Source organism: Candidatus Caccoplasma merdavium (assembly GCA_018715595.1).
GTDB classification, from domain to species: Bacteria; Bacteroidota; Bacteroidia; order Bacteroidales; family UBA11471; genus Caccoplasma; species Caccoplasma merdavium.
The window spans coordinates 1-26,279 of sequence record DVLI01000019.1 but is presented as its reverse complement, the minus strand read 5'-3'; the positions used below and the strand labels follow the sequence as shown (position 1 = coordinate 26,279).

25 protein-coding genes are annotated in these 26,279 nt (G+C 52.6%); 15 read left to right on the top strand and 10 right to left on the bottom strand.

The window, feature by feature from the left end:
• The first annotated feature begins 26 nt into the window (after positions 1 to 26).
• Both IAD09_06125 and IAD09_06120 read left to right on the top strand, forming a co-directional pair.
• Positions 27 to 2,036, top strand: a complete 2,010-nt coding sequence (locus IAD09_06125) for a TonB-dependent receptor (protein HIT81798.1) — start codon at positions 27 to 29, stop codon at positions 2,034 to 2,036.
• The gene (locus tag IAD09_06120; GenBank protein ID HIT81797.1) at positions 2,033 to 3,157 is read left to right on the top strand and encodes a YncE family protein; all 1,125 of its coding nucleotides are present in this window, start codon (positions 2,033 to 2,035) and stop codon (positions 3,155 to 3,157) included. The genes IAD09_06125 and IAD09_06120 overlap by 4 nt, the downstream gene beginning before the upstream one ends.
• 98 nt (positions 3,158 to 3,255) lie before the next feature.
• On the opposite strand, the gene IAD09_06115 is transcribed toward IAD09_06120, so the two are convergent.
• Entirely contained in the window at positions 3,256 to 3,648 is a 393-nt protein-coding gene (locus tag IAD09_06115) for a 2-amino-4-hydroxy-6-hydroxymethyldihydropteridine diphosphokinase (GenBank protein ID HIT81796.1), read from the bottom strand.
• A 246-nt stretch (positions 3,649 to 3,894) separates the two neighbouring features.
• Between IAD09_06115 and IAD09_06110 the strand changes: the two genes are divergently transcribed.
• From IAD09_06110 to IAD09_06080, 7 genes are all read left to right on the top strand, one after another.
• On the top strand, positions 3,895 to 5,574 hold the full coding sequence (locus IAD09_06110; protein HIT81795.1) for a putative transporter: 1,680 nt from the start codon (positions 3,895 to 3,897) through the stop codon (positions 5,572 to 5,574).
• Positions 5,575 to 5,741: 167 nt separating this feature from the next.
• Entirely contained in the window at positions 5,742 to 7,103 is a 1,362-nt protein-coding gene (locus tag IAD09_06105; GenBank protein HIT81794.1) for a TolC family protein, read from the top strand.
• A 25-nt stretch (positions 7,104 to 7,128) separates the two neighbouring features.
• Positions 7,129 to 8,334, top strand: coding sequence for an efflux RND transporter periplasmic adaptor subunit (locus IAD09_06100; protein HIT81793.1), 1,206 nt, complete (start codon positions 7,129 to 7,131; stop codon positions 8,332 to 8,334).
• A gap of 15 nt (positions 8,335 to 8,349) precedes the next feature.
• Entirely contained in the window at positions 8,350 to 9,096 is a 747-nt protein-coding gene (locus tag IAD09_06095) for an ABC transporter ATP-binding protein (protein ID HIT81792.1), read from the top strand.
• Between the two features lie 8 nt (positions 9,097 to 9,104).
• Positions 9,105 to 10,325: an ABC transporter permease gene (locus tag IAD09_06090; protein ID HIT81791.1), complete on the top strand. Its 1,221-nt coding sequence runs from the start codon at positions 9,105 to 9,107 to the stop codon at positions 10,323 to 10,325.
• 15 nt (positions 10,326 to 10,340) lie between these two features.
• Positions 10,341 to 11,417: a histidine kinase gene (locus IAD09_06085; GenBank protein ID HIT81790.1), complete on the top strand. Its 1,077-nt coding sequence runs from the start codon at positions 10,341 to 10,343 to the stop codon at positions 11,415 to 11,417.
• Positions 11,414 to 12,148 carry a response regulator transcription factor gene (locus tag IAD09_06080; GenBank protein HIT81789.1) on the top strand — a complete coding sequence of 245 codons (735 nt, stop codon included), beginning with the start codon at positions 11,414 to 11,416 and terminating at the stop codon, positions 12,146 to 12,148. The genes IAD09_06085 and IAD09_06080 overlap by 4 nt, the downstream gene beginning before the upstream one ends.
• A gap of 84 nt (positions 12,149 to 12,232) precedes the next feature.
• Here the strand turns inward: IAD09_06080 and IAD09_06075 are convergent, their stop codons facing one another.
• From IAD09_06075 to IAD09_06060, 4 genes are read right to left on the bottom strand one after another with little or no spacing between them, the layout of a single operon-like run.
• Positions 12,233 to 13,003, bottom strand: a complete 771-nt coding sequence (locus IAD09_06075) for a noncanonical pyrimidine nucleotidase, YjjG family (GenBank protein ID HIT81788.1) — start codon at positions 13,001 to 13,003, stop codon at positions 12,233 to 12,235.
• 14 nt (positions 13,004 to 13,017) lie between these two features.
• Positions 13,018 to 13,857 (bottom strand): hypothetical protein, encoded by an 840-nt coding sequence (locus IAD09_06070; GenBank protein ID HIT81787.1) that lies wholly within the window; start codon positions 13,855 to 13,857, stop codon positions 13,018 to 13,020.
• A gap of 37 nt (positions 13,858 to 13,894) precedes the next feature.
• Positions 13,895 to 14,608, bottom strand: coding sequence for a 16S rRNA (cytidine(1402)-2'-O)-methyltransferase (gene rsmI / locus IAD09_06065; protein ID HIT81786.1), 714 nt, complete (start codon positions 14,606 to 14,608; stop codon positions 13,895 to 13,897).
• A gap of 4 nt (positions 14,609 to 14,612) precedes the next feature.
• The gene (locus IAD09_06060; GenBank protein ID HIT81785.1) at positions 14,613 to 15,698 is read right to left on the bottom strand and encodes a hypothetical protein; all 1,086 of its coding nucleotides are present in this window, start codon (positions 15,696 to 15,698) and stop codon (positions 14,613 to 14,615) included.
• Positions 15,699 to 15,836: 138 nt separating this feature from the next.
• Between IAD09_06060 and IAD09_06055 the strand changes: the two genes are divergently transcribed.
• Positions 15,837 to 17,243: a glycoside hydrolase family 88 protein gene (locus tag IAD09_06055; protein HIT81784.1), complete on the top strand. Its 1,407-nt coding sequence runs from the start codon at positions 15,837 to 15,839 to the stop codon at positions 17,241 to 17,243.
• A 109-nt stretch (positions 17,244 to 17,352) separates the two neighbouring features.
• On the opposite strand, the gene IAD09_06050 is transcribed toward IAD09_06055, so the two are convergent.
• From IAD09_06050 to IAD09_06040, 3 genes are all read right to left on the bottom strand, one after another.
• Entirely contained in the window at positions 17,353 to 18,519 is a 1,167-nt protein-coding gene (locus IAD09_06050) for a phosphoribosylformylglycinamidine cyclo-ligase (protein HIT81783.1), read from the bottom strand.
• 61 nt (positions 18,520 to 18,580) lie between these two features.
• Positions 18,581 to 19,144 carry a nitroreductase family protein gene (locus IAD09_06045; protein ID HIT81782.1) on the bottom strand — a complete coding sequence of 188 codons (564 nt, stop codon included), beginning with the start codon at positions 19,142 to 19,144 and terminating at the stop codon, positions 18,581 to 18,583.
• Positions 19,145 to 19,163: 19 nt separating this feature from the next.
• On the bottom strand, positions 19,164 to 19,769 hold the full coding sequence (locus tag IAD09_06040; GenBank protein ID HIT81781.1) for a riboflavin synthase: 606 nt from the start codon (positions 19,767 to 19,769) through the stop codon (positions 19,164 to 19,166).
• Between the two features lie 112 nt (positions 19,770 to 19,881).
• Here IAD09_06040 and menA point away from each other — a divergent pair, with 112 nt between their 5' ends.
• Positions 19,882 to 20,787, top strand: coding sequence for a 1,4-dihydroxy-2-naphthoate octaprenyltransferase (gene menA / locus IAD09_06035; GenBank protein HIT81780.1), 906 nt, complete (start codon positions 19,882 to 19,884; stop codon positions 20,785 to 20,787).
• Between the two features lie 9 nt (positions 20,788 to 20,796).
• Complete coding sequence (locus tag IAD09_06030) at positions 20,797 to 21,696, top strand: CPBP family intramembrane metalloprotease (GenBank protein ID HIT81779.1); 900 nt, start codon at positions 20,797 to 20,799, stop codon at positions 21,694 to 21,696.
• A gap of 54 nt (positions 21,697 to 21,750) precedes the next feature.
• Here IAD09_06030 and lptB read toward each other — a convergent pair whose 3' ends face one another.
• Positions 21,751 to 22,530 carry an LPS export ABC transporter ATP-binding protein gene (lptB, locus tag IAD09_06025; GenBank protein ID HIT81778.1) on the bottom strand — a complete coding sequence of 260 codons (780 nt, stop codon included), beginning with the start codon at positions 22,528 to 22,530 and terminating at the stop codon, positions 21,751 to 21,753.
• Between the two features lie 336 nt (positions 22,531 to 22,866).
• Entirely contained in the window at positions 22,867 to 23,922 is a 1,056-nt protein-coding gene (locus tag IAD09_06020) for an alpha/beta hydrolase (protein HIT81777.1), read from the bottom strand.
• Positions 23,923 to 24,476: 554 nt separating this feature from the next.
• Here IAD09_06020 and IAD09_06015 point away from each other — a divergent pair.
• From IAD09_06015 to IAD09_06005, 3 genes are all read left to right on the top strand, one after another.
• On the top strand, positions 24,477 to 25,223 hold the full coding sequence (locus IAD09_06015) for an ABC transporter permease (protein ID HIT81776.1): 747 nt from the start codon (positions 24,477 to 24,479) through the stop codon (positions 25,221 to 25,223).
• Positions 25,220 to 25,993 (top strand): ABC transporter ATP-binding protein, encoded by a 774-nt coding sequence (locus IAD09_06010; protein HIT81775.1) that lies wholly within the window; start codon positions 25,220 to 25,222, stop codon positions 25,991 to 25,993. Before IAD09_06015 ends, IAD09_06010 begins: the two co-directional genes overlap by 4 nt.
• A 140-nt stretch (positions 25,994 to 26,133) precedes the next feature.
• Positions 26,134 to 26,279 (top strand): sugar kinase (locus tag IAD09_06005; protein HIT81774.1); only part of this gene is annotated, 146 nt, incomplete at its 3' end.

Below are 26,279 nucleotides of genomic sequence, written 5' to 3'. Positions count from 1 at the left end.
GAATGCGCACGACGACAATTCTTGACATGAGAAAAAGAGTGAGATTCGACCGTAGCATCGTGTATCTCCTGTTCCTGTGCGGGACAGGCCACACCCTCGTACCGGCACAAAACCGGCTCGACTCGCTGCAACAATTACAAGAACTCACCGTCAGCGCCAGCCGGAGAACCGAAGTCATCGCCCCTCAGAAACTCTCGGGCGATGAACTCGAAAAGCTCAACAGCCTTTCGGTGGCCGACGCCATACGTTACTTCTCGGGCGTACAACTCAAAGACTACGGCGGCGTGGGCGGCTTGAAAACGGTAAACATGCGCAGCCTCGGTGCCAACCATGTAGGGGTGTTCTACGACGGCATACAACTGGGAAATGCCCAAAACGGACAAATCGACCTCGGGAAATTCTCGCTCGACAACATGGAAGAGATTGCCTTGTATAACGGACAGAAAAGTGAGATATTCCAGTCGGCCAAAGACTTCGGCAACTCAGGCGCCGTGTACCTGCGCAGCCGGAGACCCCGCTTCTCGGACGGAGAAAAATACCACCTGCGCGCGACGATGAAATGCGGCTCATTCGGGCTGGCCAATCCCTCGATACTGTGGGAACAAAAAATCAGCGACCGGGTGAGCAGTCTCTTCAACGCCGAATATACCTACGCAACGGGACGCTACAAATTCCGTTACCGCCGCACCCTGCCCAACGGCGAGACAGCCTATGACACCACCGCGGTGCGCGAAAACGGCGACATCGAAGCCTTGCGGATAGAAGGCGGATTTTTCGGCATGACCCCGACCGGGAAATGGAACGCCAAAGCCTATTTCTACAACTCCGAACGCGGCATACCCGGTCCTATCCTCAACAACGTGTGGCGACACGGCGAACGCCAATGGGACCGCAACTTCTTCACGCAAGGCAGCTGGGAAAACGATTTCGGCCGTTACCGCCTGCTGGTAAATGCCAAGTATGCCTACGACTACACCGAATACCTGCGCGACGACCCCCGCGAGATATACGTCCACAACCATTACCGGCAACAAGAGGGTTATCTCTCGGCCGCCCATCTCTTCCGGCTCTTTTCGTGGTGGGACCTCGCCATCTCGACCGACCTGCAATGGAACTATCTCGATGCCGACCTGCAAGATTTTGCCTACCCCACCCGATTTACCGAGATGGCCGCCATCGCCACCTCGTTCCAGTGGAAGGGACTGCATGTGCAAAGCAGCCTGCTGGGCACCTTCATACAAGACGCACTCGATGACAAGCGCGTGAGTACCCCTCCGCACAAGAACGAATATTCTCCGGCACTCTTCATGACCTACAAACCCTCCCGTGACATGGAGCTGCGAGCATTCTGCAAAAAAGCATTCCGCATGCCCACCTTCAACGACCTCTACTATACCGATGTGGGCAACAAGCTGCTCGACCCAGAACACACGGTTCAGTACGACGGAGGATTTACCTATCACAAGGAGTGGCAGGAAGGCTTTTTCCGCGCGATTGAAGTACAAGGCGACGGTTACTACAACATCGTCACCGACAAAATCATCGCATACCCCACCGGCCGGCAATTCCGCTGGTCGATGATCAACCTGGGGCGCGTAGAGATACGAGGGTGTGATGTGTCGCTACAAACCACGGTGCAAATAGGGAAGGTGGGAATGAACCTGCGCGGGAATTACACCTATCAAAAAGCCCAGGACTTCACCGACCCCGCCCGCAAATACTATGGCGACCAGATTCCCTACACGCCGCTGCACAGCGGCTCGGTCCTTTGGGAAGGCAACTGGAAACAATGGTCGCTCCATTACAGCTTTATCTACACCGGCGAACGATACAGCAACTCCGAAAACACGGCGGCCAACCGCCTGCAACCCTGGTACACGAGCGACTTGGCCCTGAGCCGCACCTTCACGTTGAAAAAGGTTGCCTGCAAAGCCGCCTGCGAAGTCAACAACCTCTTCAACCAGTCCTACGACGTCATCGCCAATTACCCCATGCCCGGAACTAATTTCAAAATCACACTAACCATACAATTATGAAAAAAATCTTTCTCTTATCGACACTCTGCCTGCTCGCCATCATGAGCAGCTGTCGCGACGACAACGACAACGACATCATCGGCTCGAACAACAGCAATGTGACCGAAGGCTCAGACCAGGAACTGAGCGGTTTCTACCTGCTCAACGAAGGCCAATGGGGAGCCAACAACTCCACACTCGACTACTTCGACGTAAAAACGGGTATTTACAGCAGCAACATCTATGCCGAACGCAACCCGAACGTCATCAAAGAACTCGGTGACACGGGCAATGACCTGAAAATCTACAACGGCCGTCTCTACGCGGTCATGAACGGTTCTCACAAAGTCGAAATCATGACGGCCGACAGCGCCAAGCACATTGCCGAAGTGGACATTCCCAACGGACGTTTCATCTGCTTCGACGGCAACTATGCCTATGTCTCGTCGTATGTGGGTGCCAGCTGGGGCAACGGAGAAGTGCTCGGTGCCGTGTATAAACTCGATACCCAAACGGCTACCGTCGTCGACTCGGTACTCGTCGGCTACCAACCCGAAGAACTGGCTGTCGTCAACGGCACCCTTTATGTGGCCAACTCAGGAGGCTTGCACACAGGATATGACAACACGGTTTCGGTTATCGACCTTGACCACTTTACCGTAACCGGCGAAATCACCGTGGGCATAAATCCGTTCAGGGTAAAAGCCGACAACAAGGGACACCTCTATGTAAGCTCACAAGGCAACTATTTCGACATACCGGCCAACCTTTATGTCATCGACACCCAAAGCAACCATGTTGTCGACACGCTCAACATCGGAGCCAGCGACTTCTGCATCGTGGGTGACACGGCCTACGCCTACTCGTCGGAATGGAGCAACACCACCAACGCCTATACCTACACCTACCATACCATCGACTTGAATACCCGCGAAGTATCTCCGGCCACTTTCGTTACCGACGGCACTCCCATTACAAGTCTTTATGGCATGGCCGTGAACCCCGATACAAAAGAGGTATATCTCACCGATGCCGGTGACTACACCAACAGTGGCACCATCTTCTGCTTCAATCCCGATGGCACCCTCAAATGGAAAGCCGACACAGGCGTCAGCCCGGCTCACTTTGCCTTGAAATATTGAACCGCTCTCATATCATAAAAAAAAAGTAAAGAGAGGGCATCGAAAATTTTCGATGCCCTCTCTTTACCTACTGGTTCCAAACAAAAGCGTCCCAGGTCTCAAAGCAAACCAAGCTGCCGAAGCCCGATGCGCATATATTCCTGTTCCATATCGCGAGGGCGCAACACCGTTCCTTCCCACACGACAATATCGATGTCGAGGGGGACAAGTGCAGGCAATGTCGAGTCATGCCGGCGCCCCTGCTCCGCCTCTTTCTGCTTGAAAAAGGCTTTGAGCCTATCATAATCGTCGGTCGTCGCGATTCGAGCCACGGCATTACAATAGTCGGGCAACCCCGTGCAACGACCTACCGCGGGGGTCGTGTAGAGGGTCGAGGCTTCCCATGCACAAAAATAAGATTCCAACTCCTTGCACACACTTGCTACTCGCCACTCTTTGTCGGGCACATTCGAACCGATGCTGATAATCGCCCATCGCATAACTTGGTCCATAATCCTATTTTTCGATACACAAAGACAAAAATAACACATTCCCGGCAGAATTGGAGAAAAAAAACAAAAAACAAGTAATTTCTTGTATAAAAACCCGAAGACCTCCCTTTCGAAATAAAGAGAAAACTCGTACCTTTGCGGGGCAAAATTCGAAAGCATCATCATACCCGTTTTTACTCGGCAGCGGAACAAAAGCGGGGCAATCTTGTTTTTATTGCACAAAACTCTTATATACAAATTATTACAATGGACTGGATTCAAAATCTGTTGTTTGCGACCAACTCGGTAGCCCACACGGTTATCCTCTATGCCTTCGTCATCGCACTGGGCGTGTATTTGGGGAAACTGAAAATCTTCGGGGTATCGTTGGGCGTAACCTTCGTATTGTTCGTGGGGCTGTTTGTGAGCCATTTCGGGTTCACCGCCGAACAGAACATACTTCACTTTACCAAAGAATTCGGACTGATACTTTTTGTCTATTCCATCGGCTTGCAAGTAGGTCCCGGTTTCTTCTCCTCGTTCAAACGAGGCGGCATGCAACTCAACATGTTGGCCTTGGGTGTTGTCGTCCTGAACATCGCGGTTGTTTGCGTCATATATGCCATCGCCAACGACCGGATATCAATGCCCCAACTGGTAGGTATCCTGTCAGGTGCGGTAACCAACACGCCGGGACTCGGTGCCGCACAACAAACCCTCTCTCAGTTGCATTTCGACGGGAAACTCGCCGAAGTGCCCGAAATTGCTTCGGGATATGCCGCCGCATACCCTCTCGGCGTAATCGGTATTATCCTCTCGATGATTCTTATCCGTTACCTGTTCCGCATCAACAACGAGAACGAGACCAAACGGCTCGAAGCCGAGAAAGAGGCCAGCACACTGGTTCCCCACATTCTCACCTACAAGGTAGAAAACCCGCTCATCGTAGGCCGCACGCTCGAAAAACTGGCCCTACTCATCGACCGCAACTTTGTCGTCTCCCGCGTGCAGAAAAATGGTGAGGTCATCATACCCGACGACAACACCGTCATCGGAAAAGACGATCTGCTGCTCATCGTCCTCTCGGAAGAAGACGAAGACGCCATGAAGGCATTTATCGGTCCCATCGTGGAGATGGACTGGGAAGCCATACCTTCACCCATCGTTTCCCGACGAATCGTCGTCACCAAACCCGAATACAACGGTCGCACAATCGGTTCTTTGCGCCTGCGCATGGGTTATCGACTGAATGCCACCCGCCTGAACCGTGCCGGTGTGGACCTGCTCGTCACGCCCAACCTCGAACTGCAAATGGGTGACCGCCTCACCGTCGTGGGCCGGAAAGAAGACATCGCCCGCCTGGCCTCGCGACTGGGTAACTCGATGAAACGACTCAACGAGCCGAACATGATTACCATTTTTGTGGGAATATTCCTTGGTATATTATTGGGAAGCATACCCTTGTCGATACCCGGCATGTCTTCGTCGATGAAGCTGGGCTTGGCAGGAGGCCCTCTGGTTGTGGCCATTCTCATTGGACGCTTCGGCCACAAGATGAAACTGGTCACCTACACCTCGACAAGTGCCAGCCTTATGCTACGAGAAATCGGCATCTGCCTCTTCCTGGCGAGCGTCGGCATCGAAGCCGGTGGCGATTTTGCCAAAACAGTTTTCACCGGAGACGGTCTGTTATGGGTTTTGTGGGGTTTCCTCATCACCTTCCTGCCCATGATTATCATTGGCATCATCAGCCGTTGGCGTTACAAACTCAACTATTTCACCATCATGGGTCTGCTTTCGGGCAGTATGACCGACCCCCCTGCATTGGCTTATGCCAACAAGGTTTCGGGCAACGATGCCCCGGCCGTGGCCTACTCCACCGTCTACCCGTTGACCATGTTCCTCAGGGTATTGACAGCGCAATTACTCATACTCATTTTTGTATAAAACACCCATCAATCTCGACAAAAACCGTCCCCACAGGGCGGTTTTTGTCATTTTTTACCTTGGCCGAGAAAAAAAAGTGATTCGTCGATAAAAAAATCGCTTCTCTATAATATAGTTGGCCGGGGAAAAAGAGATTCACTACCTTTGTCGCATCATTTACAAACGCTATGAAACATCAACGTCTATTCGCCCTTGCCACCGGAATACTCCTCACAGCAGGAACCGTTTCGGCTCAGGAAAAAACTCAAACGTGGAGTCTCGAAGACTGCTTGCAATATGCCTATGAGCAAAACATCGAGTTGAAACAAAGCCGACTTTCTCTCGAAAGCAGCCAAATCGACACCAAAAACGCCAAAGCCAAATTCTTTCCCAACCTCTCGGCCGGAGTGAGCTATCAGTACACCAACACGCCGTTTCAGGAAACTACCGGCAACGACCTCGACAATTACATCATCACCGGAAACAGCGGTAGCGACAAAAATCAACTCTCAGGCAGCTACAACCTGCGCAGCTCGCTTACCCTCTTCAACGGCGGCAAACTGCTCAACCAAGTAAAATCGAGCAAAATTGCCGAAGAGATGCAAAACGCTTCCCTCGAAGAAACCTTCGACAACATCGAGTCGGCCATCGTAACCGGATACCTGCAAATCCTCTACGCCCAAGAATCGGTGCGCATCAACGAAAACACCGTCGAGGTATCGAAAGCTCAATGCGAGAGAGGCGAAAAATTGAAAAACGCCGGTTCGCTTTCGGAAAGCGATTACGCCCAACTGGTATCGCAATACAGCAACGACAAATACCAACTGGTCGTTTCGCAAAACACATTGGCCCAAAACATTCTCACCCTCAAACAACTGCTCGAACTCGGCATCGACGAGACCATCGAAATAGAAACGCCCGAGCTCGATGCCACCGATGTGCTCACCCCGATTGCCTCACTCAACGAGATTTACCAGACAGCCCTGCTGTGCCTGCCCAGCATCAAATATAGCGAGCTGAACATCGCGGCCGCCAAACTCGACATCAAAAGCGCGCAAAGCGGATATTACCCCAGCCTCTCCCTCTCGGCCGGCGTCAGCACGGGACACCTCTCGACCAGCGACGGAAAGACAGGCAGCCAGATGAAAAACAAACTCAGCGAGTCGATAGGGCTTTCGCTTTCTATCCCCATTTACAGCAACCGCGATACCCGCTCGGCCGTTTCCAAAGCCCGTATCGCCGCCACCACGGCCGAACTCGAACTCGAAAGCACAAAAAAAACACTCCTGAGCGACATCGAGAACCTCTGCCTCGACGTGAAAGCCGCCCAAGAGCAGTATGTCTCGGCCCGGGAACAGGTAAAAGCCTCACAAGCCAGCTACGACCTCATTCAGGAAAAATTCAACCGCGGCATGGCCAACACGCTCGAACTGCTCACCGAGAAAAACAACCTGCTCTCGGCCGAACAGCAAGTACTGCAAGCCAAGTACATGGCCATACTCAACCGCCTGCTGCTCAACATCTATCAAAACAAACCCATCACCCTCTAATCGGAATATATAATCTCTCTTCAATATGAAACGGAAAATCATCATCTCCATCATCGTGATTATCATTGTCGCCGTGGGAAGCAAATACCTCTTCGGCAACTCGGGGAGCACCAACAAGCTCTCCTATGCCACCGTAGCCGTGGGACGCAGCGACATTTCCAACTCGGTAACCGCCACCGGTACCATCGAACCGGTGACCGAGGTAGAAGTCGGAACCCAGGTATCGGGTATCATCGACAAAATCTATGTCGACTACAACTCGGTTGTGAAAGAAGGACAACTCATCGCCGAAATGGACAAGGTAACCCTCGAAAGCGAACTGGCTTCGGCACAAGCCACCTACGACGGCAACCTGGCCGAATACAAATACCAGATGAAAAACTTCGAACGCAACAAAGGTCTCTTTGAGCAAAACCTCATCAGTGAGCAAGAATACGACGATTCGGAGTATAATTACCTCAAAGCCAAAAGTGCCCTCGAAAGCAGCAAAGCCGCATTGGCCAAAGCACAACGCAACCTCTCCTACGCCATCATCACCTCGCCCATCGACGGCATCGTCATCAGCCGTGATGTAGAGGAGGGACAAACCGTGGCTTCGGGATTTGAAACGCCTACCCTCTTCAACATTGCCGCCGACCTCACACAGATGCAAGTCGTGGCCGACGTCGATGAAGCCGACATAGGCGGTGTGGCCGAAGGCCAACGGGTAAGTTTCACCGTCGATGCCTACCCCAACGATGTGTTCGAAGGCCGCGTGACCCAGATACGACTGGGCAGCACCAACAGTTCGACCAGCACGACCGACGAGAGCGTCATCACCTACGAAGTCGTCATCTCGGCTCCCAATCCCGACCTGAAACTCAAACCGCGCCTCACAGCCAACGTCACCATCTACATTCTCGACAAACAAGACGTGCTGAGTGTTCCCGCCCGCGCCCTGCGCTTCACCCCGGAATATCCGCTTATCGAAAAGACCGACATCGTCGTCGATTGTGAAGGTACCGACAAAGTATGGACACGCGAAGGAAACACCTTCACCGCCCACCCGGTACAACTCGGCATCAGCAACGGCATCATGACCGAAATTCTCAGCGGCGTAGATGAAGGCTTGGTTATCGTCGAAGAGGCGGTTATGGGCAGCACCCCACAAGCCGAAGCCGCCGGCAGCGACGTTGAACGCAGTCCCTTCATGCCCGGTCCGCCCAGAGACAAAAAGAAAAACAGCAAATAATCAAGTCCGCCGGTCATGAGCAAAAAAGTCATCGAATTACAAAACATCAAACGCGACTTCAAAGTGGGTGGCGAAACCGTACACGCCCTGCGGGGTGTCTCATTCACCATCACCGAAGGAGAGTTTGTCACCATCATGGGAACATCGGGCTCGGGCAAGTCGACCTTGCTCAACACCTTGGGCTGCCTCGACACCCCAACCAGCGGAGAATATCTGCTCGACGGCATTGCCGTGCGCACCATGAGCAAACCTTCCCGTGCGATACTGCGCAACCGCAAAATCGGGTTTGTGTTCCAAAACTACAACCTGCTGCCCAAAACCACCGCCGTGGAAAATGTGGAGTTACCGTTGATGTATAACGCCGCCGTAAGTGCCGCAGAACGACGCCGTCGTGCCATCGAAGCCTTGCAGGCCGTAGGACTGGGCGACCGACTCGAACACAAGTCGAACCAAATGTCGGGCGGACAGATGCAACGCGTGGCCATAGCCCGTGCCTTGGTCAACAACCCGGCCGTGATACTGGCCGACGAAGCGACCGGGAACCTCGACACCCGCACCTCGTTTGAGATACTCGTGCTCTTTCAAAAACTGCATCGCGAAGGCCGCACCATCATCTTCGTAACGCACAACCCCGAGTTGTCGCAATACAGCAGCCGCACCATTCGACTGCGCGACGGACACGTCATCGAAGATACCCCCAACCCCAAGATACTCTCGGCCGAGGAAGCCTTGGCCGCCTTGCCTAAAAACGACGAAGAATAATCTGCCCTATGAATGTAACCAATCTCTTCAAAATAGCCTTGCGGGCCCTTGCAAACAACAAGTTGCGGGCCTTCCTCACCATGTTGGGCATCATCATCGGTGTGGCTTCGGTCATCACCATGCTGGCCATCGGACAAGGGTCGAAAAGAAGTATCCAGGCGCAAATCTCGGAAATGGGGTCGAACATGATTATGATTCACCCCGGTGGCGACATGAGAGGCGGTGTGCGTCGCGACCCCTCGGAGATGCAAACCCTCAAACTCGAAAACTACGAGACCTTGCGCAACGAGACAAAATTCCTCTCGGGTATCAGCCCCAACGTCTCGTCATCGGGACAACTCATCTGCGGCAACAACAACTATCCCTCATCGGTCAGCGGAGTAGGACTGGATTACCTCGACATACGCCAACTCAAAATCGAAGACGGAAGCATGTTTACCGAGACCGACATACAAACCTCGGCCAAGGTGTGTGTCATCGGGAAAACCATCGTCGACAACCTGTTCCCCGACGGGAGCGACCCGATAGGGAAAGTGATCCGATTCAACAAAGTGCCTCTCCGTGTCATCGGCGTTCTCAAATCGAAAGGTTACAACTCGATGGGACAAGACCAAGACGACATCGTGCTGGCCCCTTACTCCACCGTGATGAAACGCCTGCTTGCCGTAACCTACCTCCAAGGTATCTTTGCTTCGGCTCTCTCCGAAGACATGACCGACTATGCCACCGAGGAGATAAGCACAATCCTGCGCCGGGAACATAAACTCAAAGAAACCGACGAGGACGACTTCACCATACGCACGCAACAAGAACTCAGCACCATGCTCAACTCGACCACCGACCTCATGACCACCCTGCTGGCGTGCATTGCCGGCATATCGCTCATCGTGGGTGGTATCGGTATCATGAACATCATGTATGTGAGCGTCACCGAGCGTACCCGCGAAATCGGTCTGCGCATGAGCGTAGGAGCCCGCGGCATCGACATTCTCTCTCAATTCCTCATCGAGGCCGTCCTCATCAGCATCACAGGCGGTATCATCGGCGTGATATTGGGTTGCGGAGCCAGCTGGATTGTAAAAAGCGTGGTCCACTGGCCCATCTTCATTCAACCGTGGAGTGTCGTGCTCTCTTTTGCCGTGTGCACCGTGACGGGCGTATTCTTCGGGTGGTATCCCGCCAAGAAGGCGGCCGACCTCGACCCCATCGAAGCCATACGATATGAATAAAAACCTTTCTGTTGCATGAAACCCGGGGACAAGAATCACAAAAGAGTTACACTCTTCATACACATAGCAGGGTGGGGCCTCATCTTTGGCCTCCCTCTGCTGTTTTCTGACCACAGTTCGCCCGACTATTTCAGGCACTACCTGTGGTTTTCACTCGTTCCGCTGTCACTCCTCGCCGTCTTCTACATCAATTACACGCTGCTCATCGACAAATACCTCTTCAAAAAGGAGTCGAACATCTACTTCTATGGGTTCAATGTCATTCTTGTCATCGGCATCTCACTTATACTCACGGCAATAAGGCATTACTACATCGACGCATCGCCTCGTCATACACCGCCACCGCCACCTGACGTAAATCTCATACAAGGCATTTTCGGATTTTTCCTGCGCGACATGGTTCCGCTCATCTTGGCCGTGGGCATGAGCATCGCCGTAAAATTGACCAGCCGATGGATTTCGATCGAAAGGGAATTGGAAACCGTGGAGCGTGAAAAGGTGGAGGCTGAACTGAAAACTCTGAAAAGCCAAATCAATCCGCACTTTCTTTTCAATACCCTGAACAACATCTACTCCCTCATCGACCTTTCTCCCGAAAAGGCCCAACAAGCGGTTATCGAACTGAGCAAACTGATGCGCTATGTGCTCTACGACAACACGACACGATATGTACCGTTGTCGAAAGAGATAGATTTTATCCACAACTATGTAGAGCTCATGAGACTGCGGCTGGCGGCCAATACCGAATTGACGGTGAGCCTTCCCACCGAGAAGTATTCCCGCATCGAAGTGGCCCCCCTCCTGTTCATCGCGCTGATAGAGAATGCCTTCAAACACGGCATCAGCAATACGCAACCGTCGTTTGTGCACATCGCCATCTCGGTCGATGCCGACAACCGCGTTGTGTGCCGCATCGAAAACAGCCGATTCCCCAAAGGCACCAATGACAAAAGCGGGTCGGGCATCGGTCTCGACAATTTACGGAAAAGGCTCGATATACTATATCCGGGACGTTATACGTTTACCATAAAGGAGGACGAATATTCTTATGCCTCGGAACTGACGTTACAGACCCAACACACACTGTCATGAAATTGAAATGCGCCATCATCGATGATGAACCGCTGGCCGTGTGCCTGCTGAAAAGCTATGTAGAAAAGACGCCCTTCCTCGAATTGTCGGGCTCCTATACCAGTGCCATCAGGGCCATGGAAGAAATCACCCGGGGAGAACCCCTCGATTTGCTTTTTCTCGACATACAGATGCCCGAAGTAAACGGGCTGGAATTTTCACGCATCATAGGCGACCGCTGCCGCATTATCTTCACCACGGCCTTTGAGCAATATGCCGTCGACAGTTACCGCGTAAATGCACTCGACTATCTGCTCAAACCGTTCTCCTATGCCGACTTCCTGCAAGCCTGCGAGAAAGCCCGGCGGTGGTTTGAGATGAAAAATCAACAACCCGCCTCACAGCAAGCCACAACGCCTCAATCGATATTTGTAAAAAGCGAATACCGCCTGATTCAAATCGACCTCGACAAGATACTCTACATCGAAGGGCTCAAAGACTATGTAAAGATATATGTCGAAGACGAGATACACCCCGTTCTGTCCCTCATGAGCCTTAAATCGCTCGAAGAGCAATTACCCTCAGAGCGCTTTGTGCGCGTACATCGCTCGTTCATCGTGCAGATGGACAAAATCAAAATCATCGAGCGCAACCGCATCGTTTTCGGGAAAACCTATATCCCCATCTCCGACTCCTACAAAGAACAACTCCTGGAACAACTCAACCGCCGCTCCATCATCGGGAAATTATAATCTTATAGGCGACAACGGCACCGCCCCTGCAACTCCTTGCAGGGGCGGTGCCGTTTTTTATCGCATCTGTTTTCCCGGAAGCTGTCAGAGAATGGACGTTATCTCCCGGAGGGAGGTGACCTGGTAAGTGGGACAGCCGACAGCGAATTGTTCGGGACAGAGGCCGGCCTGCGCCCGGTTCGCGGGCCGGGCAGCATCGGCAAGTGGTGGCAGCGGCTTATTGTCGGGATTAAAATAGATTTGCGCAATCCCGACACGGGCTGCACCTCGAATGTCGGCTTCGAAATTGTCTCCTATCATGATGGCTTCGGCCGGTGCGGCGGAGAAATGACCGAGTGCACAAGTAAATATGCCGGGGTGCGGCTTCATGAAACCCACTTCATCGGAGAGGACGATGTGGTCGAAAAAAGGGCGTAAGCCGGTATTATCGAGCTTCTTATATTGGACCTCCCTGAATCCGTTGCTCAACAAGGTGAGCGTATAATGATGTGCCGAGAGATAAGCAAGAAGTTCCCGGGCATAAAAATACAGACCTATCTGCTCGGACAAAGCCGAGAGATAGGTCTGATTGAGTTGTGGAGTGATGCCGGGGTCGTAGACGCCCACCCGCTGCAAGGGGTAGCGAAAACGTTCGGCAATCAATTCATCTCGCGTAATGCGACCGTGGTGATAGAGGTTCCATAGTTCGGCGTTTTTTTCGCTGTAAGCCCGATAGAAATCATCGAACCGCGGGTAATAACCGGCCAACGAATAGGCGTCGTAGACGACTTTCAAGGCCCGGTAGGAATTGCTCTTAAAATCCCATAACGTATCATCGAGGTCGATGAATACATGACGGAATGGAGGCACGGTCACGTTTTACCGCTATATTAGATGCGGATTACGAGATATTTCGATACGCTCCAGAATTCCTCGGGGTTGGTGATAGAGAGCTCGGTGATAACTTTGCCTTCTTTTACGAAAGTGTAAGAACCTTCGGGGTGCGAAGTCATGAGCGTAGCTTTCTTCACATTCAGAGGAATTGAAGGTACGTTGCGGAGGTCGGCTTTGGTAAAGTCGGCATCGTTTACTACACCTTGGAGGGTTTTCACTTTGAGGATACCACCTTCGAGGATACCTTTGGCTTTGAGTTCTTTCTTGGTACCGATGGTGTAGAATACGGTGTTGAGAGCTTGATCCTGAGCGTTGAGTTGATCTTGTTGATCTTTGTTCTCGTTCGAGAGGGCATCGAGTTTGCTGTTCAAAGAAGCGATAGAAGCATCAAGTTCTTTGATTTGAGCATCGCGTTGAGCCAATTCGGCTTGGAGAGCGGTGATCATGGCAGCTTTCTCTTCGTTCTCGGCTTTGAGACGCTCGATGGTCTTATTCAAGCCAGAGATTCTGTAATTGCGGTTTTTTACCTGTTTTTCGAGGTTGGCAATTTTTTCCTGGTTGTCTTTGAGCTGGTCGATGATCTGAGCGATGGAGGCTTTCAGACGTTCGCCCTGAGCTTGGTTCAAAGCAGCTTCGGTTTTGTTGATTTGAGTGAAGTTTGTTTCGATTTCATCGATCATTTGCAGCAATTCTTCGATGTCAGAAGTCAAGCGTGCATTGATTTGAGCGATGGAATCGTTTTGAAATTGCAAACGTGCGATTTCTTTTTTGGGACCCTGGCATGCTACGATGAAAAGCATCGAGAGGGCAGCCATACTTAACACTACTTTTTTCATAATTTTCTTGTTTTAAGAGTTGTTTTTGAGTTATTGTCTAATCTTCTTTTTCTTTTATCTTGGTTTTCTCCTTTTTATCTTCGGTATCTCCGGCTACTACGATGACACATTCGCCGCGAGGTTCCTGTTGGGTATAATGAGCGATGACCTCTTCGAAAGTCCCGCTGAAAGTCTCCTCGTGAATTTTCGAGATTTCCCGACTCACCGAGACATTCCGCCCGATGCCGAACACTTCGGCCATCTGCACAAGGGTCTTGACCAGACGGAACGGCGACTCGTAAAATATCATCGTCCGTGACTCTTCGGCCAACTCGGCCAAGCGGGTGGCCCGTCCTTTTTTCTGCGGCAAGAATCCTTCGAAGGCAAACCGGTCGCACGGCAACCCCGAATCGACCAATGCCGGGACAAAGGCGGTAGGCCCGGGTAGGCACTCGACGGGGATTCCGGCTTTGCGGCTTTCTCGCACCAAAAGGAATCCCGGGTCGGATATGGCCGGCGTTCCGGCATCGGAAATCAACGCAATGGTTTCTCCTGCCAACAATCGCTCGACAACAGCCTCCACGGTCTTGTGCTCATTGAACTTGTGGTGCGACTGCATGCGGGTCTTTATATCGAAATGTTTCAACAATATCCCACTGGTGCGGGTATCTTCGGCCAGTATGCAATCGACTTCCTGCAAAACCTTGATGGCTCTCATCGTCATGTCTTCGAGATTGCCAATCGGGGTGGGGACTATATAGAGCTTCGACATCGGGCTACGGTTCAAAACGCTGTTGCAACAATGAACGCAACAATTCAAATGTCTCCGACTCAAAATCCCACATGAAGTGGCTGTGCAGGTACGCCAACGACTCTTCGTATGACGTTATGTCATTCAGCGCGTCGATGGTTTGACTCATCAACTCGCCATCACTATCGAACAATTCCCTCCTGAACAAAAAACGGTCGTTGATACTCATCATTTTTTGCAACTCGCGATAGGCCGGGTGCGCTTCTTCTATCGAAGATGGCGACTCCACTTCTACATTGGCTTCCGGTGTCGATTCCGACTTTTCAAGGATAACTTGCCCGTGAACATCGGCGTCATCTCCGACAGGTGCATCGCCGGCTTCTTCATCGGGGGCCTCTTCACCCGGAGTGGCTACGGTCGAAACCGGCACTTCCGGCTCGTCCTCCTTCGGATATTCTTCCGCGGTTTGGGGGGTATCAATATTCATTTCCGAAACCGGATTCTGCTCAACGGCATCTTCCTCTTTGGCGGCTTGCGCATCGGGAACCCGATCGAACAGGCAAAACTCTTCTTCGGTGGTATCCCATGCAAAAAGCACCTCGGCGGTATCTTTTCCCAAGGCTCCATCAGGGAGCGGCGTTTCCTCTCCCGCCTCCTCTTGCGAGGGTTGGACGGCCGGGACTTCATCGCGACTTTCAGGTTCTCGGCAAGACAAATCTACCTTTTCTGCATTTTCCTGCTCGGCCGAGGGCGAAACCTCCCCGCTTTCATTCTCCGACAGAGGAGAGACAGGAGAAGATTTTTTTTCGGCGCCACATTCTTCGGAAAACGATGACGACTCTTCGTCACCGGCAGTGTGTTCCAAAGACGGAACATTCTCTTTAACAGTGTTTAATGTCCGAAGCTCTTCACACAACTGTTCTCCCTTTTCGAGAGAAATTTTACATAAAATGGCCGGCACATCGGGGTAACTTTTTGCTACAAGCTGCATCAGCTCGGTCAGCTCCGCCAGTGTCGCATTTATGTGTTCTATGCGAGAATCCAACATTATTTCAACGTTTTTACCTACAAAAGTATGAAAAAAAACGATAATACACACACTCACTGTCATTATTTTTGGGGCATAGCCACTTTTTTTGATTCTTTTACGAGTTTTGCGCTTATAAAATCTTTTTTTGGGGGAATTTAAAGTATTAAAAGCGGCATTTTCTATAATAATGCAATATATTTGCAGAAAAAGATTTTAACCATGTTTAAACACCGTTCTATCCTCATCACACTGTTTTTCTTGTGCGGAGCAACAGGGTGGTCGGCCGCAGAAACGACCGGAACCGACCCGCTAAAAGTCATCTCGCGCGACTCTACATTTTACTACGCCTCGCTGGTAAACGACTATTTCATGCGCACCTACCCCGACCCCACGACCAATTCCTATGTGGAAGGAAAGAAACGCAACAGCCGCATCTGGACGCGCGGAGTCTATTACGAGGGGCTGATGTCCATGTACCGACAAACTCCCATCGAGCGCTGGTATGACTACACGCAGGAATGGGGCGACTTCCACAAATGGATTTCGAACGACACAAGTGCGCCCTCCAATGCCGACTTCCATTGCTGCGGCATGGCCTACCTCGACATGTACCTGCTCGACACCACACAGACCATACGCAAGACGCACATCACCGCGCACATCAACAAATTGATGTATGAGCGGCAAAGCATCGACGACTGGTATTGGATCGACGCCATACACATGGCCATGCCCATCTATGCCCAGTTGGGGCGCATCGAGAACGACGACCGCTACTTCGAATACATGTATAAGATGTATATGTTCACCCGCGACAAGCACGGCGATGCCGGGCAATCGAGCACGGGCAAAGGGAAAGGCTCTCCCCTGTTCAACGAAAGCGACGGGCTGTGGTACCGCGACTATCAATTCGACCCGCCCTACACCGACAAGGTCGAGACCGACAAGCCTTGCTACTGGTCGCGGGGCAACGGGTGGGTCTACACGGCACTGATGCGGGTCATGCAGTATGGACCCGACACCTTGTGCCACAAAGAGCAATACATCACCGACTTCGTTGCCATATCGGAAGCCCTGGCCGCCTGCCAGCGCGAAGACGGTTTTTGGCCGGTGAGCCTGGCCGCACCGACCAACTACGGGTCGGCCGAAGCCGAAGGCCCTGAAACCTCGGGCACCGCACTTTTCGTGGCCGGCATGGCCTACGGCATACGCAGCGGCATTCTCGACAGCACGACCTACATTCCTCATGTCGTCAAGGGCTGGAACGCCCTCTGCCACCAAGCCGTCGGGGAAGACGGGTTCCTGGGGTATGTGCAAGGCAGCGGCTCCAAGCCCGAAGACGGACAGCCGGTAACCCGCACCCACGTTCCCGACTTTGAAGATTTCGGCATCGGCTGCTTCCTGCTGGCTGCGGCCGAAGTGTACCAGTTGGGCGATGTCGACCTCAACACGACCGACCCAAGCCGGCTCGACGAGACATCAACGACTCGCACGGTAATGCAGACCGAATATTATTCGATAAACGGTACCCGTTTGCCCGAAATCGACAACGGCGTGACAATCGTGAAACGGGTCTATTCCGACGGAACGGTGGAATACTCCAAATGCGTCACGACAAAGCCCTAACGGCAAAACGACTAAAAAAAAAACGGAAAGAGCCCCGTCGGGAATCCCGACGGGGCTCTTTTATATAGGAATGGACGTTCTAAAAAGAGGCCGCAATATCTTGTCAAAATCAATATTCGAAACGGCCAAACTCCGACTCGATGACGAGTTTGTTCTTCTCGGCAGGAGCAACATACCCCACAATCTGCGCATCGATGCCAAACGAACGGGTAATGTCGATAACCGTCTGGGCATACTCGGGCGCGATATACACCTCCATGCGATGCCCCATGTTGAATACCTTATACATCTCTTGCCAATCGGTGCCCGACTGTTCGCGAATGATGCGGAAGAGAGGAGGTACCGGGAAGAGGTTGTTCTTGACCACCAGCATATTTTCGACAAAGTGCATCACCTTGGTCTGCGCACCGCCCGAACAGTGTACCATGCCGTGCACTTGGGGGCGCAACTCATCGAGCACCTTCTTGATGACCGGCGCATAAGTGCGTGTGGGAGAGAGAACCAGTTTGCCGGCATCGATACCCAGCTCGGCAATGGCATCGGTCAATTTCAGCTTGCCCGAATAGACCAATTCATCGGGCACGGCGGCATCGTAACTCTCGGGATATTTCTCGGCCAAATATTTGGCAAAGACATCATGGCGCGCCGAAGTCAGCCCGTTGCTGCCCATACCGCCATTATATGATTTCTCATAAGTGGCTTGCCCGTAGGAGGCCATGCCCACAATCACATCGCCGGGCCGTATGTGGGCATTGTCGACAACATCGCTGCGTTTCATGCGACAGGTCACGGTACTGTCGACGATGATGGTACGCACCAGGTCGCCCACATCGGCAGTCTCCCCGCCGGTGGCATAGACGCCGACGCCCATGTCGCGCAACTCGGCCAGCAACTCGTCGGTACCGTTGATGATGGCCGAAATCACTTCGCCCGGCACCAGCAACTTGTTGCGGCCGATGGTCGAAGATACCAGAATGTTATCGGTGGCACCCACGCACAACAAGTCGTCGATGTTCATGATCAAAGCATCTTGGGCAATGCCTTTCCACACCGAGAGGTCGCCCGTCTCGCGCCAATACATGTAGGCCAGTGACGATTTCGTCCCGGCACCGTCGGCGTGCATGATATTGCAATAAAGGGGGTCTCCGCCCAAAATATCGGGAATAATCTTGCAGAAGGCTTTGGGGAAAATGCCTTTGTCGATGTTCTTGATGGCGTTGTGCACATCTTCTTTCGAGGCCGACACGCCTCGCAAGTTATAACGTTGGTCGCTCATAGTGTATGTATTTCTTTGCAAAAATAAAGTAAAAAACCTGCTTCACAAAGGGTTTGGCCGATTATTCGTCATAAGGGTCACCGTAACGATTATGCGAGACGACCTGAGACAAGGGGCGACGCGACTTTTCGCGCAGCGGGTCGAGAGAGTAACCGATTACGATGTCGAGCAACACGCGTTTGCCCGAAGGGATTCCCAGCACCTTGCGCACGGCGGCCTCGTCGAACCAGCCGACGATGCACGACCCCAACCCTTCATCGGCCGCAGCAAGCGCCACATGGGCCGCCGCTATGCCGATGTCGATGTGGGGAAAGTGTTTGCTTTTGACCCAACCGCCAAGCGTGGAAGTGAGATTGCCCGACTCCTCAACAAGGAGCAGATGCACGGGCGCCTGCTTGGTAAAATGATTCATGCCCAACACCCGGTTGGCGGCAGCATCGGCCACCCGGTTCTTGGTATCAGGGTCGTCCACCACGACAAAATGCCACGGCTGGGAGTTGCAGGCCGACGGAGCCAAACGTGCCGCCTCGACAATGCGGGTTATCTTTTCCCGCTCTACCGGCCGACCGGCATCGAACCGCCGGTCGCTTTGGCGACGAGCCGCCAATTCAAGGAATCGTTCCATAATGCAGCTGTTGCAAGTTCTATTTTCCGTAGGTCATGATGCGACTGATGTACTTGCCGATGATGTCAAATTCGAGGTTCACCACACTGCCTTCGACAATTTGGTGGAAATTGGTATGCTCATGGGTATAGGGTATGATGGCCACCTGGAAACTGCCGGGCTGCGAATTGCACACGGTGAGGCTCACGCCGTTGACCGTAATGGAACCTTTCTCGACCGTCGTGTAACCCTCGCGCACCATTTCGGGCGTGGAGTTATATATAAAGGTATAATACCAACTGCCGTCGGCCTCTTCGACACGGGTGCAACGGGCGGTGCAATCGACATGTCCCTGCACGATGTGTCCGTCGAGACGACCGTTCATGAGCATACTGCGTTCGAGGTTCACCTTGTCGCCGACTTGCAACCGTCCCAGATTACTCCGGTCGAGGGTCTCCTGTATGGCGGTCACCGTGTAGGTATCGCCATCGATGCTTACCACGGTCAGGCACACACCGTTATGTGCCACGCTTTGGTCTATTTTCAACTCTTGGGTAAAACTGCACGACAAAGTCAGGTGCAGGTTTCCCTGTTCGCGACGCAATGCAACCACCGGGGCAGCCTCTTCTACTATTCCTGAAAACATAAGATTGAGATTTGATGTATCAATTTTGTGTCAAATGTAGGAAAAATTTTCATCTCCTCCTCGCGGGTTTCATCATAAATCCGTACTTTTGGAAAAATCTTCATTTATCGACATGAACGACACTCCGGCAAACCGCCTCAAAATATGGGTCGAAGCCGCCCGCCCGCGCACATGGGCCACATCGGTGAGCCCCGTGCTGATAGCCACGGCCATGGCCTGGGCGCATGGGAAAGCGCATTGGGGCATGGCCGCGACATGTTTCTTTTTTGCCCTGCTGGCACAGATTGCCTCGAACTTCGGCAACGACTATTTCGACTACCGCAAGGGCAGCGACAAAGCCGACCGCGTGGGGCCCCGCCGCGCCGTGGCGGCGGGCGACATCTCGCCGCGCGCCATGCTGGCCGCCACCGTCGTGACGCTGGGCATCGCCTGCCTGCTGGGTTGCCTGCTCATACCCGTCGGCGGGTGGTGGCTCGTGGCAGCCGGGGCCATCATTGCAATAGCGGCACTGGCCTACTCGGCCGGCCCCTACCCGCTCTCCTATCACGGGCTGGGCGACCTCACGGTATGGGTCTTCTTCGGGCTGGTGGCGGTAAACCTCTCCTACTATGTCCAGGCGCTGACGTTCAATCTCGACGTGTTCCTGTGCAGTGCGGCCATGGGGCTGCTCTCGGTCGACATACTCATCGTGAACAACTACCGCGATGTCGACGACGACCGTGCCGCCGGCAAACATACGACCGTCGTCCTCTTCGGTCGACCCGTCGCCCGCACCGTCTATCTTCTCAACGGCATCGCGGCCGTGGCTCTCACCACCCCCATATGGATTGCCGCCGGCCCCATAGGCGGAGTCCTGCCACTGCCCTACTTGCTGGCGCACATCGGTTGCTACCTGAAAATTGGCCGTCTGTCGGGACGTGCTCTCAACCCCATACTGGGCGCCACGGCCCGAAACCAACTGCTGTTTACCCTCCTGCTCATCGCCAGCCTTGTCATTTCACACTCAACCTCATTTTAAAATTCTGTCATGCGCATTCTCTACAACCACTTGGCGCGAGCCTCCTTCGGAACCAAATTCCTGATTTTCATCGGTATTGAATTATTATTCTTCTGCCTCACATCACTTGTCACGATTGCTCTCTCCCTGACGGTCTCGGGCATCACCCTCACCCGCATCGCCCTCACGATACAAGACCTGCTGCTCTTTATCTGTCCGGCTCTTTGCGCGGCCTATCTATTCGGAGGGAATCCGATAAAATACCTGCAAGCCGACCATGCGCCTCGTGCCGGAGCCATCGCCGGCATCGCACTCTGCCTGTTTTTTGCCATTCCGGCCATGAACCTCATCATCGAGTGGAACGAATCAATAACTTTCCCGTCGTCGCTCTCGGGCCTTGAAGCGTGGTTGAAGACACAGGAAGCCAACGCGCAATCATTGACCGCAGAGATGATGCAAATGTCGAACCTGGCCGAGCTCCTGGTGATGATATTGATTGTGGGCATTCTCACCGGCATCGGCGAGGAGTTTGTTTTCAGGGGCATCTTGCAACGTCTTTTCCTCAACAAGTTCCACGACCCGCATATCGCCGTGTGGACGACAGCCATACTTTTCAGCGCGGTACACTTCCAGTTCTACGGATTTGTGCCCCGCATGCTGTTGGGGGCGTTCTTCGGATATTTGCTGGTATGGTCGGGAAACATTTGGCTGCCGGTCATCGCGCACGCACTCAACAACAGCCTGTCGGTCATAGGAGCGTATATGCAAAAAGGGGCCGAAGAGGGAACGCTCATCGATACGCTCGGCACGGAAAAAGGAGACATAGGGTGGGTTATCGCCGGCATGATACTGACGGTTGTCACCATCGGCATACTGCGTTATCGGCTTATCCGGCAAAAAAATATCGAAAGCCAACAGCTCTTGCCGTAAGGCTTCCGACACGCATACATTGTGGAATCGGCGCTTGAACAAGCGGCCGGGAGGTTACTTGCCTTCGAGGTGGTCGAACTTTTTGCGGTGGAAGATGAAATTGCGCCCCAGGTATTTTTCCCGCACCACGGGGTTGGAGGCCAGCTCTTCCGACGTACCCTGAAAAAGAATCTTCCCCTCGAAAAGCAGATAGGCTCGATCGGTAATACTCAGTGTCTCAGGCGCATTATGGTCGGTAATGAGAATGCCGATGTTTTTCTCTTTCAGCTTATACACGATATACTGAATATCTTCGACAGCAATGGGGTCGACCCCGGCAAAGGGCTCATCGAGCATGATGAACTTGGGGTCGATGGCCAGGCAACGGGCTATCTCGGTGCGTCGGCGTTCACCACCCGAGAGGCGGTCGCCGAGATTCTTGCGCACTTTTTCGAGACGGAACTCGGCAATGAGGCTTTCGAGTTTCTCTTTCTGATATTCCTTGCTCTTGCCGGTCATCTGCAAGACGGCGATGAGATTGTCTTCGACCGAGAGTTTGCGGAACACCGACGCCTCCTGCGCCAAATAACCGATGCCATATTGCGCCCGCCGGTAAACGGGAAACGTGGTAATGTCGAGGTCATTGAGGAAAATGCGGCCTTCATTGGGCGTTATCAGCCCCGTGGTCATGTAGAAAGTCGTCGTCTTTCCCGCGCCGTTCGGGCCCAAAAGACCCACGATTTCGCCTTGACGCACGTTGATGGAGACGTGATTGGCCACCGTGCGTTGCCCGTATTTCTTGACAAGGTCTTCGGTACGAAGCACCATCTTGCCTTCGGCGGCAAGATGTTCCATCTCCTCGGGCGAAGGCAGATTTACCTTCGGACGATGAAAAAACGGCTTTATGGAGGCGAAAATTTTCATTGGTGGCAAAGGTAACGATTTTCGCTGAATTGCCGCACGATTCACACTTTTTTTACATGACAGGTCCCCGGCTTTACAAGAACAGAGACCCCGGAAAAGCCGACAAAAAGGGAATGCGACACCTGGAAAATTTTCCCGCTTCATTTTCACCGCGCCGCTCAAAAAAAAGCGTTGCCTTCGTCTTATCGAAGGCAACGCCGAGAAATGCATGCGACACACTTTTCTCATGGCTAAACCGAGTCGCACACCTGCCGGTCGGGTCCGGCATTATCTAAGGAACGTATCAAGAAAAGTCTCTATCTTGTCGAAGGGTATTTTCTCGAAATTGTCATAAAGGTCGACATGGGTGGCACCCGGGACAATCAGGAGCTGCTTGTTGTCGCCCTTCAATTGCTTGAACGCGTCTTCGCTGAAATAGCGCGAATGCGCCTTCTCGCCGTGAATCATGAGCACGGCACCGCGTATCTCGTCGCTGTATGCCAGCTGAGGTGTGTTGATAAACGAGAGCGCCGAGGTCTTGTTCCAGCCGCCGTTGGAGTTGAGCGAGCGAGGGTGATACCCCCGCGGCGTCTTGTAATAGGCGTGATAATCCTTGACAAACCATGGGGCGTCATCGGGCAAGGCATCGGCCACGCCGCCGGCCAAAGCATACGCACCGTTACGGGCATCGTCAAGGCGTTGTGCATTGAGTTGCCGTTTCAGTTCATAACGGGCATCGGCATCCATGGCATCGAAATAGCCCTTGGCATTTACCCGGCTCATGTCATACATCGTCGAGGTAACCGTCGCCTTGATGCGGGTATCGATGGCCGCGGCGTTCAACGCCAACCCGCCCCAACCGCAAATGCCGATGATACCGATGCGCCCGGCATCGACAAAATCGAGCAGCAAGAGAAAATCGACCGCCGCCGAGAAATCCTCGGTATTGATGTCGGGCGAGGCCACATAGCGCGGCTCGCCACCGCTCTCGCCCGTAAACGAGGGATCGAACGCCATCGTCACGAAGCCCCGGCGCGCCATCTCCTGGGCATACAAGCCCGAAGCCTGTTCCTTGACCGCCCCGAAGGGACCACTCACCGCAATAGCGGCATATTTTTTAGAAGAATCAAAATTCTTTGGCAGATAGAGATGCCCGGCCAGCTCGATGCCAAAACGATTTTTAAAACGCACGCCCTGCACATCGATAGCCGGGTCGATTGCAAACACGCGCGTGTCATTCGCCAATTTGCTCATAGTCGTAGATTTTTCAGAAAGTTGTCGATTCGCGGCTCCTGCTTCCACCATTGCAAGCAGAGCCCAAGCAAGAAATAAGATTTTTTTCATATCCATCGGTTGAGAATGAGGACCGGGAGATTTTTCGTCACCCGGTATGGTGCAAAAGTAGATTTGTTTCTCCGACAAACGACTATCCAAAATCCGGTAAAAACTACCATTTTTACAGATGCCAGGCCCATCAAAAAACCGGGCATGAAAAATTCCCGCAGGGAAACAAGAGCCCCACTCATTCCACGCCATACGGCCATCACCATCGACGCTGTAATAACCCCGTGATTCGCGAATATCATAAAAATCGTTCCCGTTGCAGGGCAAGGGTCGGCATGCGGGAATCCCATCTAAAACAATCGGTTCCATACGCAATTCAGGAGGTCAAAAGCATTCACCCCCCATGGCCGCCCGGTCAGAAGATCGGAGCGCTGACAAAAACCGGATCCGCGTCTTTAATTTCCCCCACAACGATATAGTAACGAGCCCATTATTGAAGAGCGGAGAAGTAATTCTTTCGATTTTATTCGTATATTCGGGCAACTTTTGGTAAGTTTGCAACGGTTTCCGACAACATTCTGAGGGAACCTCTAAAAACGCACATTTTTATGAAGATGCTTTTCCAATCGCTGCACCGATTCGGCGACTATATTTTACTGTTGGGAAAAATTTTCTCCAAGCCCGACCGGTGGAGCGAGTTTTTCAGGCGTTTCAAGGACGAGGCATACATGCTCATCATCGGATCGATTGCCATTGTTGTCACCATCTCGCTCTTCATCGGCGCGGTCATCACCATACAGACGCAACTCAACGTCTCCTCCCCCCTGCTGCCGGCCTACACCGTGGGACTCGTGACCCGAGACACCCTGTTGCTCGAATTTTCGTCGTCGATCATGTGCCTGCTGCTGGCCGGAAAGATAGGCTCGAACATCGCCTCTGAAATCGGCACCATGCGGGTTACCGAACAAATCGACGCCCTCGACATCATGGGGGTCAACTCGGCCAACTATTTGATTCTCCCCAAAATCGCAGCCATGGTGGTGTTTATTCCCGTACTGGTGGTGTTCAGCATGTTTGCCGGCCTTTTCGGCGGCTATGTCGTCGCGCTGTTTACCGACATCATTCCGGCCTCGCGCTACATCTACGGACTGCAATCCTACTTCGTCGAATATTATATCTGGTACACCATCATCAAGTCGCTCTTCTTCGCCTTTATCATCAGCAGCGTGGCCTCCTACTTCGGCTACCGGGTAAAGGGCGGGGCGCTCGAAGTAGGAAAGGCCAGTACCGACTCGGTGGTAGTGAGCAGCGTCATGATACTTCTGCTCGATGTGATACTTACTAAACTGCTGTTACAATGATTGAGGTAAAACATATCGTCAAGAAATTCGACGGCCGCACTATTTTAGATGACGTTTCTGCCCAATTCTACGAAGGGAAGACCAATCTCATCATCGGGAAAAGCGGCTCGGGCAAGACCGTCCTGATGAAATCGATTGTAGGTCTGCTGCACCCCGACTCGGGCGAAGTGCTCTATGACGGAAAAGATTTCCTGCGCATGAATGCGTCTGAAATAAAGACATTGCGCAGCGAGATAGGCATGCTGTTCCAAGGATCGGCCCTGTTCGACTCCCTCACGGTGCTCGAAAATGTCATGTTCCCGCTCAAAATGTTCACCCGCCAATCGGCCGCCGAACGGGAAAAACGGGCACGGTTCTGCATCGAGCGCGTCAACCTGTCGGGTGCCGACAAGCTATATCCGTCGGAGATAAGCGGCGGTATGCAAAAACGGGTCGCCATCGCCCGCGCCATCGCCCTCAATCCCAAATACCTCTTCTGCGACGAGCCCAACTCGGGACTCGACCCCCAGACGTCGATTCTCATCGACGAACTGATTCGCGACATCACGCGCGAATACAACATCACCACCATCATCAACACCCACGACATGAGCTCGGTGCTGGGCATCGGCGAGAACATCATCTTCCTCAGCCAAGGAAAAAAGGAATGGGTCGGGAACAAAGTCGACATCTTCACTTCGACCAACGAAAATTTAAATAATTTCGTTTTCGCCTCCAATCTTTTCAAGACCGTAAAGAAATATATCGACCACAATCCGCAAAATGAGTAGCCCTGCGGGAAAGAAATCATAAGAATTACAAGTTTTTTGACGCGAAATTTATTATTTCCAAGAAAAACAAATATCTTTGTACACTAATTCACATTTGTATATTTTTCAGATTTTTCTGACATAAAAAAAGACAAACTGCTATGAGCAAAAAAGTCGTTACCTTCGGGGAAATCATGTTGCGTCTGGCAACTCCCGGCTATCTCCGTTTTTCACAAGCCAAAGAATTTACCGCTACTTTCGGCGGTGGTGAAGCCAACGTCGCCGTTTCGCTCGCCAACTACGGCCT